Genomic DNA, 18,026 nt, shown 5'->3' with positions numbered 1-18,026 from the left:
CTTTAGTACCTAGCTCCATAGAATCGCGGACAAATAGTCTCGAAATATAGGTCGGTATTCCCCGAACGAGTGCTCGTCCAGAAAACCCAGATTTCGCTCGACAATGCGTTTGAATAGGTATTCTTTATCGCATAAATCTGTCCTTCGTTTATTATTTGATCTGTTAGGTAACCGAACGCATTTCCTTTTGCGTCAGGTTCTTCTTGGAATGTTACTGTATGCTGCTCCGTAATATATTCCGACGACCCAGCCGGTTTGTATCTGACCTCAACTCTCTTGCCTTCTTCAATAGAAGTAAAGTAGAGACGGTTCTTCACCCAATCGGTTTCTACAGGAGTCTCGAGCGGCGGGTATGCGCCTACCACGGTCACTGATTCAACATCAGCGACGCCCTCTGGAGTTACAGCGACCTGCTTATTCAACTTAATGCTGTTCCTGAAAGCCTTGTAATACAAGCCTGTTCCTTTGCCACCAGGAGCTGGACGCCTCCAGAATAGCCATAGGCGGTCCACTGGCGGACCGATATCCTCAGGATAATCAGCGTTTGGCAGAACGAACGGATTTCCTGGCCCGGGGCGGTAGCGGGGGTTCGGGTCGCTATCCAGAAGAACAAATGGCGAAACATCCGAAACATCATCGATCGTTAGCCTATAACCCTTAGGCTTATAGGTGGCTAAAATTCTAGCTCCGGCCTCCGGAGTGCGCAGGAATTTAACTGTGCCTTCTTCTGGATTGATTATTACAGCACGGTATAATCCTTTCAGCTTTACTTGCAAAGGATCAGAGTTATCCGAATAATCGAATATCAAGGCGTGCGTTTGTGAGTCTTGGATATACTTACCTACATTTAGCTTCAGTTTGCCTTCTACAGGGTCAACTACCTGCACGGTAAAGCTCGTAGCGGTACTTGGAGGATCATCAGAGTCCAAACTAGGTTTGCTTGCATCCCAGTCCACATGCCTTGAGTACCAAATCGAAGTCTTTGCGTCTCGGGTCAATTCTTCGTCCCTAATCTCAGGCAAGGTTACAATATCCATATTCAGACTTCCGTCTCGATTGACTTTTTGCGGAACTTTATAGCGGCTCAGGTAAATGTCTGAATTTTTGTGGAATGCCGAGAATCCGGAATAAACAACATCTATGACGTTTGTCGTTCGACCAGCAGCAAGCCTGAACAAGGGAACTGGCTCAGCTACAGATGTAAGCCCACGAGGCACCGAGAGCTGGGCATCATTCGACCAATTACTCTCAGCATTGGGACCATCGGGGTTTGGGTTTCCGTTGAAATACAATCGCCATTTGTTGTTATTTCCACCGTACCAGAACGACCAGAGCCATAGTCTTGAATTTGACGGGTCGCTGCCAATTCTAGTCGCTAGCCCCCTAATACCGTACTTTGGCATTGTCCAGTCATGTGTTGTCGTATAAATTGTTGAACTTGGACTTCCATTTACAAGTTCGGTATAGAACACCCTATGCTCGGCAACCTTTTGGTCTACACCGGTAATAGTTGTTTGATCCTTATAAGCCTGGCCGCCGAAAAAGAGCCAAGCTCTGCCGCTCATTTTGTCAACGGCAACAGACGGGTTGCTGAACCTAACGCTTCCTGGCAAAAGACTTCCGCTAGCGCCTTCGGGTGGCTGTGGGAAGAAATCAGCAACACCGCTGGGATTTGGGAAAGCTGCATTTGCGTTTGTTGGTGACCACCACTGCCCAGCTACCGGTGCTGCAAAACCCCATCTATCTCCAAGCCATGGCAGTGTAGATTGGTATAAATACCATGGGTCGGAGGCAACTGGCGTAGAAGCAGAAGGACCTCCAGTATTTCCACCATATCTACTGCTAGACCAAAATATATGCAGGTTGCCGTTTTGCGGATCTATATATGCTGCGGGAGACATGTCACCCGTGTTTATTGAGGCGCCCGCGTCTATTTGCGGAAGCGTCCCAGGAGTTGTACCATCCGTAAGCCTAGCCTCGGTGACCGTAACTTTTACCTCAATTATTGGATTACCAAGTGACTCTCCCGCTCTGTAGATTTCTTCTGCTTGCGGCCAGTCGTGATATAACGTGAACTTTTGGGAATACGTGCCGACTGGCTGACCAATGGGAACCGCCACACTAAGTACCGGCAGTGTTGGGGTCAACCCCGGCCGTAACGCGAGCCAGCGATCAGGAACATCGGGAATCCTTAGCACTGTTGGTGACTCGCCCACCCTCGCTTTGTGGAAGGTTCTGGTTAATGGAGGCAAATTAGGCAAAGGTGTAAACCCTGGGCTTGACTGGAACCTTGGGTCTAGCGAAGAAACCACACAATCTGCCGGCAGCACATTTCCTGACCCTCCCGTAAATGGGTCTTGTACTGTATCGCTATATAAATCAAGCGAATACAGACGACTGCCAGGTGGTTCTACCTTGCGGGCCAAGCGGATGTTCATCAAATTAACATTGCCAAGATTATATACTGTAAAGGGTTTGAACCATTCGCCAAAACCACGCTTGGGCCCATTCCAACTCAACAAACAATCACCAAGATTTTCAAGGAATGTCATCGGCAGTCCAGTATTTGGATTCACGGTAAATCCGAACCCTTGCGGCACCTTGCCAATGTCAATGGTTTTTTCTACAACTTCAACGCGCTGGTCTACAGGAACATGCACTTGTGCTTCAACTTCGCGGTATGCCTCAGCCCTTGCTCCACTAACTTGTCGCTGAATTAGTACCGACTGACCCAGTTCAGCAGGTTTATTTAGTCTGCCATCCCTGTTCGAATCAACATAGAAGTAGACCTTTCCGGTGTAACCTGAATTCCGCCACTCCAAAGCAGTAGGTGAAACACCATTTGGCACGTTTGCCGGCTGGAATCGCGGAATAGTGTATTGTATTAATACCGGATTGACCCCCACAGCCCATTCATCTGAGCTGTTTTGGATAGGCACTGATGGCCAGAGGCTCACGGTTCCCTGTGTGGGATCTTCACGTGTGCTTGCCATTACGCAAGAAAGATTTCTTGAGCGGATATCAGGATAATCCAGGCTTGAGTTTATGCCGACATAAGGCGGCAGTGTATCCCATGGTAAAGGATTTACTACCCTATCTGGTCCTCCTGTCCAGGCGAGGTCTTGGCGTTCAACTCTGAACTTGTCTATTCTTTGGTTTATCCTGAAAAGCAGGCTTCTATCGCAAACATTAACGATTCTTTCCTCAGAACTCGTGCCATGGCTTACGACACCGCCTTCAACCCAAGGCATATAGCCAATAAGGTCATTGCCATTCATTGAGGTACAGGCTAAGTTTCTCCTTGTCTTGAATAAATTTGCTTGCGCCTCGACACCAACGCTTGCCGAGACACCTATGCCTGTGGTGTCATTGTACACAAGCCCTAGTGGGTTATTGATTGCCAAAATCTGCGGCACATATTTATTTCTATCACTCATGCCCTTGCTATGGTCGGGCACCACGGAATCGCCTGGAACCGCTTTCTTATCATTTCCACCAGGTCTTTCCTGAACGGATACTGTTATTCGGCTACCTGGCGACTGTGGCTTGCTGTGGGAAGAATTGTCCAATACATAGCAGTACTTTGCCCAATGTATGTATTCGCCGGTATCCTTGCCTTTGAAGCATCCTTTCGAGGACATAGTAAATGATTGCGATTGATCGCTTTCCTCTCCAGGCCCCCTACTTTTGAAAATAACCACACAGTTGCTTTCGGTCTTCTCCTTGAAGCCATCATCGCCAAATTCCTTGCCTTCATTGACATCTCTACCCTCGGAATCCTTCGGTGGTCGGAGGTTCCAAGCTATCACATAGATCGCCTCACCCCATTCAAATGCCAATGGTCCACTCCTTGGATAACCTAGGGCAACTGTATGCAAGTTGTCAGGCAAATCGCTTGGTGCTGTACCCTCCTGAAGTTTGTCGTAAATTTCTTTTGGAAAGATGTCCACTTCGGGCTCGGCATTCTCCCCGGCCCCGCTTGTATCCTCCGGTTCGAAGTTCGGGTCAATCGTCCTGTTGAAATCTTCCAACCCACCAACACCACCGCCACTTCTGCTTGAGAATGCCCACGTTGCACCGGCGGTATCAGTCACATACATCCTGCCTTCGCTTAATGCTGGTGACGATGTAACCCGACCATAAAGTGAGTAGGACCAAATTTTCTTTTCTGTACCATTTCTTAGGTCAATCCCATAAATCCGATTGCTTTCGGTTCCCACAAACGCCATTGGAATATTCGATCCGGGAATAACCACGCCTGCTGGGCTTGAGTAAATCGCTTCAAATAGGTCAGGATAGCTCTCCCACTGGCCTTGCTCCACAAGTCCCCGTCCATCCTTGGCGTTGACAGCATAAAGATTTCCATCCGACGATCCAACCACCAAAATGGGGTCCACTTCTCCCGGCCGCTTGATAATAAGCGGCGAGGAATAGAGAAATGCACCCTTGTTCTCCTGATTGGCTGGCGGATACATCCACTGCAAGCTGCCATCAGACTTACTAAGCGCAATTATTCTGCCTGACATCTTGTACTGCTTGGATGGGTCATCCGGAGGACCCCATGTCGGACTATAGCCGCCAGTGCATACATAAACATAATCACCAATAGCAGTTGTACTTGATATTTGACCAAGAGTCTTTATTTGCTCACCTTGAGCTGGGTCAGGTGGATATACCCAAAGAAGGTTGCCGGTTGTTGCGTTGATAGCATATACACGCCCATCGCTTGAGCCCACATAGAGAACGGTTCCATCCAATGCTGGCGAGGCGTATATGGCTCCGATTGAACTTTTATCAGGTGGTGGATACACCCAAACTGGTTCTGGTTCGCCTGGCTGTAGCGCATATACACGGCCGCTAGTGCTACCAATATACAGCCTTTTTGTATCGCTAATGTCATCAACCACAGGAGACGAGAATTGGAAGCTTCCTAATTCCGAAGGAACTACTTTAATCATGTCGGCTGCGACATATCTAGGTTCCTCAAGCGATAGGCTAGTTTTGTTGGTAAGCGTTATTGAAATCCGCTCGCCCGTCTGTACAATATATTGACCGCCTAGCCTTATCCACTTTCCACCGTCCCGCTGGTCAACTATTACAGGTGGATTTTCTTTCGTGCCGACCTTTATGGTATATCTGGCATCGGAAATATATGGCTCGTCTGCAGTTGACGGTGGTATCCAAGCATAAATGGCATACGAACCCGCTGGAATATCCTCTGGGAACCATTCAAATTTGCTATCGCCATTTGCGTCCGCCATGACATGGTGGTAACCAATGCCTTGATAGCCGCCATGGAGAGGTCCATCAACCCAACTGCCGCTACTTGAAGTAAACACTACGTCGCTATCGTCAACAAACCATCCTGGCCCTCGCCATACGCACCTCTCAGCATCAGTAAGCGCCGCGGCATCTGTTCTCAAAGCATATATAGTGCCATCTGCTCCTGCAACGAAGGCAACTTCTTGGCCATTCAGCTTTCCAATGGCAGGCGTGCTTGAGAAACCACCCTCAATCCACGCGTTTTCATCACTTGGAAACTGCCAAGCGGGCCATCCGCGGTCGTCTGTTTGAGTTGGAATACCTGAATCTGCTTCGGTACCAACGCCATACACAACGCCAACATCACACCGCCCCGTTTGTGTACCAACCACGGGCTTCAACCGAGTTTCGATGCGTGGCACAACTACGATTGGGTTTTCATTGCTAGCAATCGGAGAAGAAAGCGCCACTCCCGTGTCCTGTTCAATCTTAACTGCATCGGCAATTACAATTGTATTTTGTGGCCTTTCTAGCTTGAATGTCTTGTTGGTTAATCTAATTTGGAGCGTATCGCCGCCTGCACCCAATTTCAGCTTGAATGGCGACGTTCCTAGCGGAACCCAATTGCCACCAGAAGTCTGGTCAATAGAAAATGTGGCGACGGTTTCACCATTTATAACAACCGAATACTGAGCATCCGTTGTGTGAGGAAAACCGGAGACGTATGAGGGGAACCACACATAAATATAGAACTTTACTTGACGTGGAGCACCAGAATCTGCCATTTCGAATGTCCATGTTGCAGCTTCTCCACCATCATTCGTCACCATAGCGTATAGATAGTCATCTGCATAAGCATCCGGCGATTTCGCATCTGCCGATTGCCGCTGCCATTCCGGTGTTGCATTGAATCTGCCAACGGAATCCTTATCATCAATCACATTGTTTGGTTCTCGCCATTCCTTTTCGGGATAGGGAAATATCCAAATCGGAACAGGCTTCTCATATATTAAGGAGCCATTCTCTCCCATACCTGTTCGATTGGCATCGTGGCGGAACGTCGGCCACTGTCCAGCAGCAGACAAAGGGTCGCCAGAAACCACGAATAAAATCGCGGTGGCAACTAGATATATAATAATTCTCGTTCTCATCTTCATTCTCACCTCCCGTTTGGGGAGCAACTTGGCCTTACACCAACTTTGGCTTGCCATAATTCTTTACTGCCTTTCGGCGCTACTTGGCTGCTGAAGCTCGTAACTTCCAGGGATAGAACTAATAGTTCCAACAATCCCACAGTTGCTTGGCCAGCTAGTTGGATCCAACTCTACAATTTCTCCGCTGAACCCAAACGGTCCCCCTGCCCAAGATGCCATATTTGTTATCAAAACATTGAGACTCGGCAAAATCTTTCCATGCACAGGCATCATCAGATGTCCTGTGGCTTTGAAGTAGTCTGTTGACATGCAAGCATAGATATCCTGAATAACGTCTTTGCCGCCACTCACAGCATGGTCTATGATATAGATTCCCCTTGAATCAGTTATCAGGTCGTAATAGCGCGTACTACTGACTTTGTATCTATCAAAGCAAGTTGGATTGAATAACTGGTACTTTTTCCCGTTTACTGCCTCTATTTCCGTGACAACGGTCCTTATCAGACCGGCAGAAGGATTGGTCGCAAGGTCGGCGGCTGTCATATCAGGGCTTGGGTTAATAACGACAAGCGCGCCACCCTCACGTTCCCTCCCAATCGCCTCGGGAGCAAGTGTTGGATTAGGCAATGTGGCATCAGATGGGTCGGGCGATTGTGGCTGGTAGTTTGTAACAATTGCAATTAGGGTTGACCTTCGACCTTGCGGAAAATCTGACCATAGTTTCTTATATCTGTAGCGTTTTCCTTGCTCGAAGGTTCGAGTTGTCCAGACAAGTTCATTCACGAATCCAACATTGTCGATATACTTTGCGGCAATTTCGACAATTCGGTACTTTCCTGCATCGGCAATCAGGTAGTGATATTCTGGATAACCTGTGCTTCGGTCTCGTTGTATCCACATATAAACGTCGGTTGGTTCGTTCAACGAATCATTTGGCTTATAAGGATCCTGCGGCGTACTCCTTCGAGGATCCACAAAATCGCTAATCTGCCAAAGTACCTTTCCGGCCCGGTCTATGAGCACAACCCGATTGTTTCCGGTATCTGCAACAACGATTCCACCACCTACTGTTCGCCTTGCTACCGAAGGCCTGTTTAGAGGCGTGTTTACCTGGCTGTAAACATCGCCAGCTGGAGATGTGCTCCTAACAAAGCTAATCGTCGAATCACATGACCAAACGGCTGAGCCTCCGGCATCAATTTCGAGTATTCGCTTGCCGTCAGCCACAAGTGTAAGACCGTTGTGGAGAACGACCAATCCAGCTTGTGTCGCTACCGCAAGGATTCCGTTCTGCCCTGCAACAGTCGCCCATACGTTGCCCGCAGCGCTGGGAGGATTTATACCGGGCATTGCAGGAAAAACTCTGATTAATTTAATGCTCTCAGGGTCTTGCGAAACATTTGAGCATGGGCCGCGGAATTTCTCATTTAGCTTGCCGACGTCCAAGACAGCAAGCATGCCATTTGCACAACCGACAAACAATGTGTCTCCAATCAACGCGGGCGATGAAGTTATTTCTGTTTTGCCTAATGGATTATTTGGCAACCTTGCAAACCATCTTAGATTATTCCATGAGTCATTTGGATACCACTGGCAGGTGGAAACTACCAATCCCGCGCTAGGCGGGAATGCTGCATGGCACTGAGACTCTGGCGTGCCACTGCCGCCTGCTTCCTCAGCTATGTAGAACTTTACCACCAGATCTTGAGATGCGGAAAGCTCAGTCTGACTATTTCGAGGATCGCGGAAGTTGACAAATGTAATCCTTCCCCTCTCGTAGTCTACTCGGTACGCGGCAGTACCTCCGCTATCTTCGGGAGCCCCTCCTATTGGCACTGGTTCGACGCCAGGATTTAGCGTATCAAACTGATATACTTCGACTGGTCTGCGGCGGTCAATCGGCACGCCAGTATTGATTACAAAGGAGGGGTCAGCTTCAAAGGCGAGAATCATCCCCTGCCCATCTACGTTTACAGCAACATAGACTATGTCATCGCCTATCACCGGCGACCCAACGGGCAAAGCTTGACCGCCAAGAAGCTGCACTGCACCGGGATCGCCAAGGAACCACCGCCATTTAATGACAGCTGCGCCACGTCCGCTTTCCTGAGCGGCATAGATTGAGCCGTTTTCTGCAATGTAGTACAGCACATCATTTGGCCCTGCTGCTGGAGTAGAAAGAACTCCAACACCCTCAGGACCTATTCCCGTTGGGCGACGTGTTTTTACGGTGATACGCTGGCGATACATGCCAGTAGCTTGATTGCTTGCATAATCTACCTCATAATTGGCGAATAAGCCAGTTCCAGGAGGAATTTGTTTGGGAGTACTCTCGCTAATCTCGAACTTTCCTGGCTGATTAATTCTTATAACATTGTCTGTAACATCTTCTATTGTTCCATCGGGAAGCACATAATAGACCTGATACGAACCCGGGGTTTCTATTATGGCAGTGCTTGGTAAAGCAATTTCATAAATGCTTGTTCCTGTCCCAGTAGCTCCGACCTTTTTAAGGGGCTCGCCGAACACTTTAATTGGAAAACACTGGATGGCGCCATCAGATGTTCCTTTGATACCACGTGTCGCTAGATGAAGCACCTGGTCAACCGCTCCGGTCGCCGGATTGCGGAAATATCCAATGGTAGGCGAGTTTAAAACCTGGCCAATACCTGAGTACTGAGGCGGCCTTGGCCACACCCAGGAAATGTCTCTATTATAGTCGTGAGCGTAAAGTCTGCCATCCAAACTTCCACAATAGAGCACTCCATCACAAAAGGTTGGCGCAGGGATATCGTAGTCGCTTGCAAAAGGAACACCGAGATTAAGGGCGTCGTGTTTCTGACTTCCGTCGCGAGCGCAGTATCCGATAACTTTGCCTTCTTTTGTTGTCACAAACACAGCTGGGATAAAATTGCCACCTACCGAAACATAGGCAGTTGTGGGCGACGATGCCGGGCCCACCTGATCAAACCACACTTCATCGTAAGGCGTACCCGTCCCAAAATCGGGTTTACCATCGTCAGGATTTCCATCGTTGTCTCTATCTCGTTCTGGCATAAGATCAAACGCATGGAGTATGCCCTGGTTGTCGACGTAAAAAACCATATTGTCGAGGAAAGCTGGCGAAGAACCTGTTTCCATTGAGCTAGTTGGAGTTAGGAATTTCCACAGTATCGCCAAGTTGTTACTCATTCGCTCAAATGAATAACCTGTATGGCGAGGATTTTTATGGAAAGTAGTATGCTCCGAGCCCCAGCTCACAATATTGTAGGCGAATTTTAAATCTTCGGTTTGGGCAAGCATCCAATTCTGTTTTGCGTATGGGCCGTTACCTACAGCGCTACTAATTGCAGTCCCCACATTCTCGCCAACAGCAACGATATGGCCACTGCCATATTGAGCAGCCGCCACAATTAATCTCCCTTGTGACAAAACTATGGGGGCAAAATAGTGAGGGTCTGCGGCTGATATGAAGTTCCTTCCAATCAATTCTGGGCCCGGTCCAAGGTTGCTTACTTCCTCCCAGCTAAGAGTAAAAGGCATGGTAAGCAGCGGATGTGCTGGGTTGGGAACATTTGCTAATCCTGGCGAACCGCCTGTGCCAAAATCCAAATCGCGTATAAAAAAAGCATTTGTGTCGCTAAATCTAGCGCCCCCACGGTCTTCGATCCAAATTACGCCGCCGGCGTCAACCATTTTCCGAAGTTTTTCGATATCACGTGGCTTAAGCAAAAGGTTTGAACTAGAAGGACATGTCATAAAGAGCACGTCGAACTTCGCTAAATCAGAAAATGGAGCATCTATCTTGACTTCCCAATAGCAAGCCATGTCCTTTGTTACTTGGTCGCCAGCTTTATAAGCTGACCCCCATCTATTAATAATGTCTGGCGTCACTCTTGAGGGCGCCAAAGGATTGACGAATTCCCAGCCGGCTGGCTTGAGCTCGCTCCGCTGGTCCATTACATAAAATATATATGGATCGCTTGCTTTGCTGTATTCAATATTTCCCGCATTATTGTATTTAAAGATTAAAACGCCAGCTTTGATCTCCTTTCGGCTGCCTGAATATACAAAGCCAGCCGCTTGCACTACGCTGGTCAGCAACACAACGCAAACCAAAATTGCAATTGTAATTACAAACTTGTATTTCATGAAAAATTCACCACCGTTTCAACCGGTGTAGCCCATGTTTTCTCATTTATTCTGATTACTTCACAGCCTGTCTTGTTCCAAATATTCCATATTAAGTGGGTTCACCCATATACAACATTTGTGGGCTTACTGGCAACTTTGGAAGTAGCGGCAGAACTCTACCATACTCATCACAACGAACTGGAATTTCTTGAGTTGGACTGATTGCTACATAAGGATATGACAGCTGGTCGTCATAAACAAAAGTTAAACCCGCCCTTTTGTCTGTTTTCCCATTCTGGTTGGGGTCGAGAGGAGGCCTATATGCATCAACAAACTCACCAGACGTTCCATGTTCAGGTGGAATCCAACCCCACTTTTCCATCCAAGCGCTTGAATCACCAATGGGCGCAGGCAAATTCTCGCTTATAGAGCCGTAGACAATTATTCGTATATCAGGTGGCTGGCCATAAAACGGCCAAAACGGATTTGTCCCAGGCGGCCGATGACCAAGCCTTCGGAAGTTTTCTTCTGTGTCCGTTGGGTCAGGATTCATCCACGGACCAGGGATAATAAAGAACGACTTATTCTGCGCATATATGAGTGCTTCTATCCTTATATCTAGCGGCTGGATGAACGCTCGCGACAGATAATAATCCTGCGTGCCAGTCCCAAACGGCATACTCTGGTCGAGCTGGAAACCAATATAATTCTCCTTGCCGGGGAGTCCCCAAATCGCATAATTTGGACTCTTATTACCAGGGTAGGAGATTTCCAGTGGGAATGCTGCGCACTCCCACTCATCGTATTGCTGGGTCCAATAAGTGTTTGGGTTCAAAATCATATCGCCAAGAGGATAAACATATCGCAAAGGAACTAAGTTTGCACTTGGATTAAACATGTAGAACGAATAATATGGATTGGAATTTACCTCGGCTTGGTTGGGCGGATAGTTCAGCAGAAGGTTTATATAGCTCGCGCCACCAGGAGCTGCTGTATGTCTTGCATAAAGCCTGACAGGAATGTTCGGATATGCCCTAGCTGGATCTGCTCCAAATGTAAAACTAAACCAGAATGACGATTTTGGGGAAACGTCAAAATGTTCTGCGCCTGGATTTGGAAGCGGGACTTCTCTTGCAGGCCCAAAAAACTGCGTCGTGTTTACGCATACATAATCTTCGGCTAGCAGGGCGATTGCGCTTTCATCGGGCTCGGCTGGATTTCGGAGAATGTTTCCGTCAATGTAGATAGTTGCGCCAGATACAACAGTGAGCTGGACCTTTGGAGGAAGCACGCCTTTAATCCGTATATTCCCCTCGGCAAATATCACACCGTTTTCTGGATATTGCATTATAATTTGCTCACCGGTGGCAGGAAGGGGATTGCCATCCCGGTCGCGCCATATATAGCGAGTTCTCTCATCCCTTGTTATAACAATATCTGGTCCGGTCTCGGGTTTATTATCATTATCAGCATTGTCGAGGTCATAAGGAAAAAGGGTGATAGTTACAGCAGGCGGCGTGTAATATGGGCCATTCCAATACTCTGTACCAGGCTGAGTCCAGTTTGCCCGAAGGGTATAACCCTCGCTTTCAGTTTGGACGTCGCGAAAGTTTGCGATATAAATACCCTTGCCCCAACCGTAATAGCCTGTATTATACCATTCGCCTTGTCTTGTCTGTTTCCACTCGCCTGAATTCCGAGTAAGCTCACGATATCTTGTCACCCTGCTTGCGGTACCGAGCGCATCTATCAAAGGTGGCTCAATCCTAGTAATGTGCCTTGGCCTCTTTTGTACGTCAGGTTCGAGTCTGCCATCTCTGTACTTTCCAATCTCAGCATTAGGATCATCTGGACTTGTATTGAAAGTCGGCGAACTGCTTTCCTCTGCCTGAACACCATTAACATAGACGGCGGTGACATCTGGTTCCGATGGTGATGGCGGCGAAGCATGGCTTATATCGCCAGCCACTTCTACAACATCACCCCTACTTGCATCCAGCCAAACGTAGTTCTTGCCGTGCCAAATTAAATCGCCATTTACACGGATAGGTGCGCCATGAATGTTATTATTCACTAGCTCTCCGAAGTTTGTTGTAAACCTTGGAGTGCCTAGGGGTAATGCACCTGTCCTTCTATCTTTGTTTGTTATAAACCTGGCGTAATCGGTAATGCAAATTGCCTTATATGCAACGAGTTCGGAGCGCAAACGAGAAGGCTGTTTTGTCCAAGTAGTGGGGTCATTCTGGTCAACAATTCCCGAGCGTCCAATTGACGTTATCTTGATATACTTTGACATCGGGTCGCCACGCTTCGGCTCATAGGTTACGAGGAGGAGAAATCGTCCTTTACCATAATTAAACCTGCTGAAACCTCTTATTAGCCACTGGTAATCAGGGTCCAATGGATTGGGTTTATCTGCCGGGGGTAAGGACTCAGGGTTTTGGCCATTTGCGATTGCTTGGACTACTTTCGGGAATGTCGGCACTGGCCGCCAGTCCGCCCCTTCCTCGCTGTAGGTTAGTTGGTGGTCTGCATATCGTATACCAACCTCGGCAAGATACTCCGCCGACAAGCTTTCGCCGCTTCTTTGTGCTCTCACCAAGTTTCGAGCAATGAGAGCAACAAATATGCCGCCAAGGAAGAGCAAAAGGAACATAATTGTCAATGCCAGTATGAGCGACTGGCCACTTTGGTTAGCCAATGTATTTTTGCCCGGTTGATCTTTTTGCATTCGTTTACACCACCCGCTCATGAGGCAACGTTCCTAATGCGCACCTTATTTGTAAGTTCGATATTCTGTGGCTTACCTGATGCTGGGTCATACATTTTTATGCCTAACGTCACTGTTATCAAGCTCTTTGTCACATAATTTGCCCGCAATGTGTCATCTGCAAGATTGTTCTGCACCTGATAAAAGACAAACACATTGTCTTTCCCCGGCGGCAATGGTACACCTGATCCTCTCTCCTGGGTCTGAAGGGAATGGAAGAAAATTGCCGCGACGCCTTCACAAGGTGTTCCATTGCCTCCGATGCCATAATCAATATCCAGCTTGTATTGGTTATAATCTGGCTCGTAGCAATATAGTGGAGTCCGACTATACAGAATTGGTTTTCCATAGTTTGAACCCGGGGTGGCACAAGGTGCTACTACACGCTCGGACATCGGTACAACCCGTGCATTAAGTAGTATCTCGGAAACTGGGTCTGAAGTATCAGTAGGATCATTGATTAGGAAGCGGCGGTATCGGTCGCGGTATCCTGAACTAATATAAGCCGCGTTGATATCGTCAGTGCTACCCATCTTGCTAATCGCCATTGTACCGCCCGCTCTACTGCTGATTTGGTCGTTTACTACCGGAAAGGCGAAATTCGCAGTGCCTTTAACCGGATCAATCGTGAAGGCAACTTCAGGCTTCGCTGGTTCGATTATCCCGGCGCCATATTTACTGGTATTCTTCGTAGCCAGGTATTTTGTTATATTGAATATCAGCTTTCCATCCCTAAAGATGCCTATAAACGGATTGCCATTTCCATCGGTGCTCTGAGCTGTCTTATACAATATATGCGAGCCTGGATTCTTCGGATCTTTTCGCAATAGCATAACCTCGTAGGGCAGAACCCAATGTCCATAGGTCGCTTTATAAACGGTTGGCGGTGCATCGCCAAACTCCGGAGCATCACTCTTTTCCACAGTTGGAACCATGGGATCGTTGTAGACGGCCGTCGGCATAAACTTTACCGTCGGCATAACGATTGGATTTACACCTTCAAATCTAATGTTCACTAGGTCGGTATTCTCCACCGTAACCATAGGCCTGCTTATTTGCTTCCAGCGTTTGCAGTATGGTTCATCATAGAAAAAGTTTGGATAAGACAGTCGGTCCTGTACGGGAATGCTTGGGTCAAATAAGTTATCATCGTAGAGACTAAACTCTGCCCGGTAAAGGACAAACATATTATCAGTACCCGGGACTGCTGTCTTGCTCGCATAACTATTCGAATACTCTGCTGTCGGATCTCTCAGGCCTATGAAATAGCGAACAATAAAAGTATCAGGCGCAAGTGGCTCGGCAGGCCGGATTTCCAGCAACGATCCATCATACTTACACCTTGGCGCTGATTCGTCAAAATCGGGATTAGAAGGATCGTGTCTCGGAAAATCCCTCGGCTGGTTATTAGGATGTTTCGGGCTAGTACAATAGCATCTCATGCGAGGAAGAACCAAATCAATTTTGGCGTAATATACTGGGACGAAAACTGTTCTACCCGTTGCATCTTTTACCTTAAAATTGATTGGGTCCCGCGTATTGTCGAAAACATACATGGCATCCGCCAAATCACGGCTTATCTGTTCCATGGCGATGCGCGCGTTGTCCTGGGTCCTGACCATCACTTCGGCCTGTCGAGTAAATTCGAAAGTCCTGGTAACCGGAATGAAGACCAGTCCCAGAACAATCACCGTCAAGGCAATGACAATCAGTATTTCTAAGAGCGTGAATCCCTTATTGGATTTAAGAAATCGTTTCATCTTCTCTTAGCAACCCTATTCGCTGCTTACTGCATCGCCCGCGTCAGATATGTCTGTATATCTGCAGACTTCCATTTGCCGGCCTTCAGCGCGCGGCCGGAGTCACGCCAAATAACCCTTGCGCCGAGGGTAATGCCATAGACCTTGCTTACAAATAGAATTCTCGGGTCGGAGTCTGGACCATATAAGTCCAACAATCTTTGGCGGATATCAACACTGCAGTAACCTCCGGGGCCCGTGGCCTCCGAAATGCGGAAAGTATCGCCATTCCTGGTAAGCCTTAAGCGCCCCTGCCCTTGGATGGTAGCCTCGAAGGTATAATCCACTGCTACGGCCATACCAGCATAGCATCTGGTGAAAGTCATTATGCCATTGTTGTTTATATGGTATTGGCGGTAATCCAAGCTCAGCCTATCGCTTTTCCGGTATACATCATAGGTTTTATAAACTTGAACCGCCCAATCCCCATCTGCGCGGTAGTAGACGCGAAATGTTTTGCCGGCAAACAAAGGATGAAAGCGGATTATCCCGTCTTTATAATTAACCTGCAATGCTGGGGTTCCGTCGCTCATTTTGCTGTCTTCAGTATAATATGCGCCAGTTTCCACGTCGAGCGCTAATACATCATATGGAAGATAATTATAAGGTGGGTGTGCCGCCAATCCTTCATATTTTTGGCCATTCAATTCAATGGTTTCTCCAGCCTTTTTTATAAACCGAAGGGTAAGTTTAAACTCGCAATCTGCTGGACTGTTTATATGGTCGGGGAGTTTTCGCTCCTCGCGAATAATATGCCAATCGAGAACATTGTAGTCTATGTAGGCAATCAAAGGCATTTTCCCTCGTGCGGTATATTCTTCGTAGCCATATCCATATGGGTTAAAATAAATAACGCCGGCCACATAGTCTAAAACTTTGTATTCATACGGATTGTTCGGATTCCACCGAGCGCCTGCATCTATCAGCTCGAACATTCGATGCAGTGAATCGCTGCCATGGTCGATAAACATATAACCCGGTTCTGTAGACAGCTTTGTTCCTGCTGGGCCTGGAATATCTACTGCCACAGTGTAGGGGTCAATTTGTTTGGCAGTATTGTTGTTGACAATAATTTCTTGGCTAACCACCGGAACCAGGTCAGGTCTGCCATCTACCAAAGGGTCATTGTCCCAATAGGAGTAGGTAATCATAAATCGCCGGGTATAGGGGGTAGCCCGGAGATAGATAACCGCATTATCATAATCAATGGCATATTCACTAAGGCTTCTGAGTGTAGGAATCCCAAGCCAAACATTTCGCCGTCGCATCGGGCCGCTATAAACCTTAATGGATCCTGGGCCATCCCACGCTATGGGGCTGAATCCCAGGATGTAAATCGAACCTAAGGAGTCAGGGGCCGCTGGGTTTAATGGCATGGGAATCTTGGTAGCTTCAGCATAGATGTGGCGGAATTTGTTGACATCCGTGTAATAGTACGTGTTAAATCCTGCTGGCCACCCATCGCTAGGTTCGACAGGATCGCGCAAGTTGTCTGGACTAATATCAGGAAGCACGGTATAGGCGCCGGAGGTTTCATTCCAACCCCAAGGCAATATTCCGCCAGGAAGATTGGCAGCCATACCTTTCCACCGCTCGAGCTCCTGTTGGGCAAGGCGATTTGCGAGGGTAACGTCTTCACTGTGCTTTACGACGGCAAAACCACCTGGAAACATGCGCACCACTAGGAGAATGCCGCCGAGGAATATGACTATTGCTGTCAGGACCTCGACTAAGGATATTCCTCGCTCATTTTTAAATTGTAAAAGAAGCTTCATTGGCTTCACCAATCGGTCTTCCTAAAAAGAATGCGCCGGCTTCCGTCTCAATCGCTACTCTTTGGTCCTGCTCTCCAACGTTTTCATGAAACAATTTACTTCATTAGGAGCACGGGCCAATTTTATTAATTCGGATGAGCCGGAGGGCGCATACTTACCTGGTATCTTCACGCATTTAAGCGCTATTTTCTACCAGTTATTTGACTCCCCGAACTCGATTAATGTTCCCATCCTAAATGTTAAACAAGGTAACTTCAACAGCCTTGCCATTTCTTTTCAAATAAATAAGGAAGCAAGCATCTGTTTTAGTTACCTTTCGGCGAACTTTAGCTTGATTTTGCTCTATTGTTTGAAGTTCCTCCAGGCGTTTTTCCAATCAATTGCCAATGAAGATGGCAGTTGTTTTACATGTCCATCCAAGAACAGCACTAAATCTTTGCTGTTGGGCCTAACTCCTGTTCGTGTGACATCCCTGTGGTAGGAACACCAAGCAACGACTGTCTCTGCAGGCGGGTTCCGCCATTTTAATTGTTTTACTATATTTTCTTGTAGCTTGTCATCATCATCATCTAGCGGCCACTCAATGGAATAATGCGCCTCGGGTTTCCATCCAAGCGGTCTTGGGCACTGGTAATCGTAACTGGAGTATTTATATAGAAAAACTGGCTGTGGCTCTGGGTTATTGGGGTCTGTTGTGTTGGTCTCATACCACGTTCTGCCTAATGGGTCTGGGGCTACGTCCGTTTGCTTATATTCCGCGCCCTCTCCGTTGACAACAGATTTTGGACAATTTAGAGCACTAGCCTCTTTTATGTATTCGGGGTATAGCGACACAGCACGGCCGGTTGCATCCATGCCAGAAGTCTTATTTAGCGGTACAATTGCTCCATTCTCCCTATACGCCGGACCTGCAATAAAATCTGGATATCGGTGTTCGTCCATTTGAAATTGCTTTAGAGCGGTCCACATTTGGTGAAGATTGCTCGTGCACTGAGCTTTCTTCGCACTTTCGCGTGAAGAAGCTACGACTGGAAAGATTAAGGCCGCTAGCACGCCCATGATACTAATAACTGTCAAAAGTTCTATAATTGTAAAACCGCCATGTTTTTTTAGTAGCATCTTTCATTCCTCC

General features: G+C 47.6%; 6 protein-coding genes. All 6 read right to left on the bottom strand.

Annotation, left to right across the window (positions count from 1 at the left end; all coding sequences use genetic code 11):
- Nucleotides 1-2 precede the first annotated feature (2 nt).
- Complete coding sequence (locus K6T99_02100) at nucleotides 3-6,419, bottom strand: PQQ-binding-like beta-propeller repeat protein (protein ID MCL6518601.1); 6,417 nt, start codon at nucleotides 6,417-6,419, stop codon at nucleotides 3-5.
- 60 nt (nucleotides 6,420-6,479) lie between these two features.
- The gene (locus tag K6T99_02095; GenBank protein ID MCL6518600.1) at nucleotides 6,480-10,568 is read right to left on the bottom strand and encodes a hypothetical protein; all 4,089 of its coding nucleotides are present in this window, start codon (nucleotides 10,566-10,568) and stop codon (nucleotides 6,480-6,482) included.
- Nucleotides 10,569-10,659: 91 nt separating this feature from the next.
- On the bottom strand, nucleotides 10,660-13,281 hold the full coding sequence (locus K6T99_02090) for a hypothetical protein (GenBank protein ID MCL6518599.1): 2,622 nt from the start codon (nucleotides 13,279-13,281) through the stop codon (nucleotides 10,660-10,662).
- 17 nt (nucleotides 13,282-13,298) lie between these two features.
- The gene (locus tag K6T99_02085; protein MCL6518598.1) at nucleotides 13,299-15,080 is read right to left on the bottom strand and encodes a type II secretion system GspH family protein; all 1,782 of its coding nucleotides are present in this window, start codon (nucleotides 15,078-15,080) and stop codon (nucleotides 13,299-13,301) included.
- Between the two features lie 26 nt (nucleotides 15,081-15,106).
- On the bottom strand, nucleotides 15,107-16,894 hold the full coding sequence (locus K6T99_02080) for a hypothetical protein (protein ID MCL6518597.1): 1,788 nt from the start codon (nucleotides 16,892-16,894) through the stop codon (nucleotides 15,107-15,109).
- Nucleotides 16,895-17,236: 342 nt separating this feature from the next.
- The gene (locus tag K6T99_02075; protein ID MCL6518596.1) at nucleotides 17,237-18,013 is read right to left on the bottom strand and encodes a prepilin-type N-terminal cleavage/methylation domain-containing protein; all 777 of its coding nucleotides are present in this window, start codon (nucleotides 18,011-18,013) and stop codon (nucleotides 17,237-17,239) included.
- Nucleotides 18,014-18,026 lie beyond the last annotated feature (13 nt).

Source organism: Armatimonadota bacterium, assembly GCA_023511795.1.
Lineage (GTDB): Bacteria > Armatimonadota > UBA5829 > DTJY01 > DTJY01 > JAIMAU01.
Note: the sequence above shows the minus strand (reverse complement) of the source record. Positions and strands in the feature narration are given on the sequence as shown.

What these genes read in the sequence shown, in the direction of transcription:
- K6T99_02100 (MCL6518601.1), bottom strand. Translation starts at nt 6,419, where the DNA reads ATGAAGATGAGAACGAGAATTATTATATATCTAGTTGCCACCGCGATT.
- K6T99_02095 (MCL6518600.1), bottom strand. Translation starts at nt 10,568, where the DNA reads ATGAAATACAAGTTTGTAATTACAATTGCAATTTTGGTTTGCGTTGTG.
- K6T99_02090 (MCL6518599.1), bottom strand. Translation starts at nt 13,281, where the DNA reads ATGCAAAAAGATCAACCGGGCAAAAATACATTGGCTAACCAAAGTGGC.
- K6T99_02085 (MCL6518598.1), bottom strand. Translation starts at nt 15,080, where the DNA reads ATGAAACGATTTCTTAAATCCAATAAGGGATTCACGCTCTTAGAAATA.
- K6T99_02080 (MCL6518597.1), bottom strand. Translation starts at nt 16,894, where the DNA reads ATGAAGCTTCTTTTACAATTTAAAAATGAGCGAGGAATATCCTTAGTC.
- K6T99_02075 (MCL6518596.1), bottom strand. Translation starts at nt 18,013, where the DNA reads ATGCTACTAAAAAAACATGGCGGTTTTACAATTATAGAACTTTTGACA.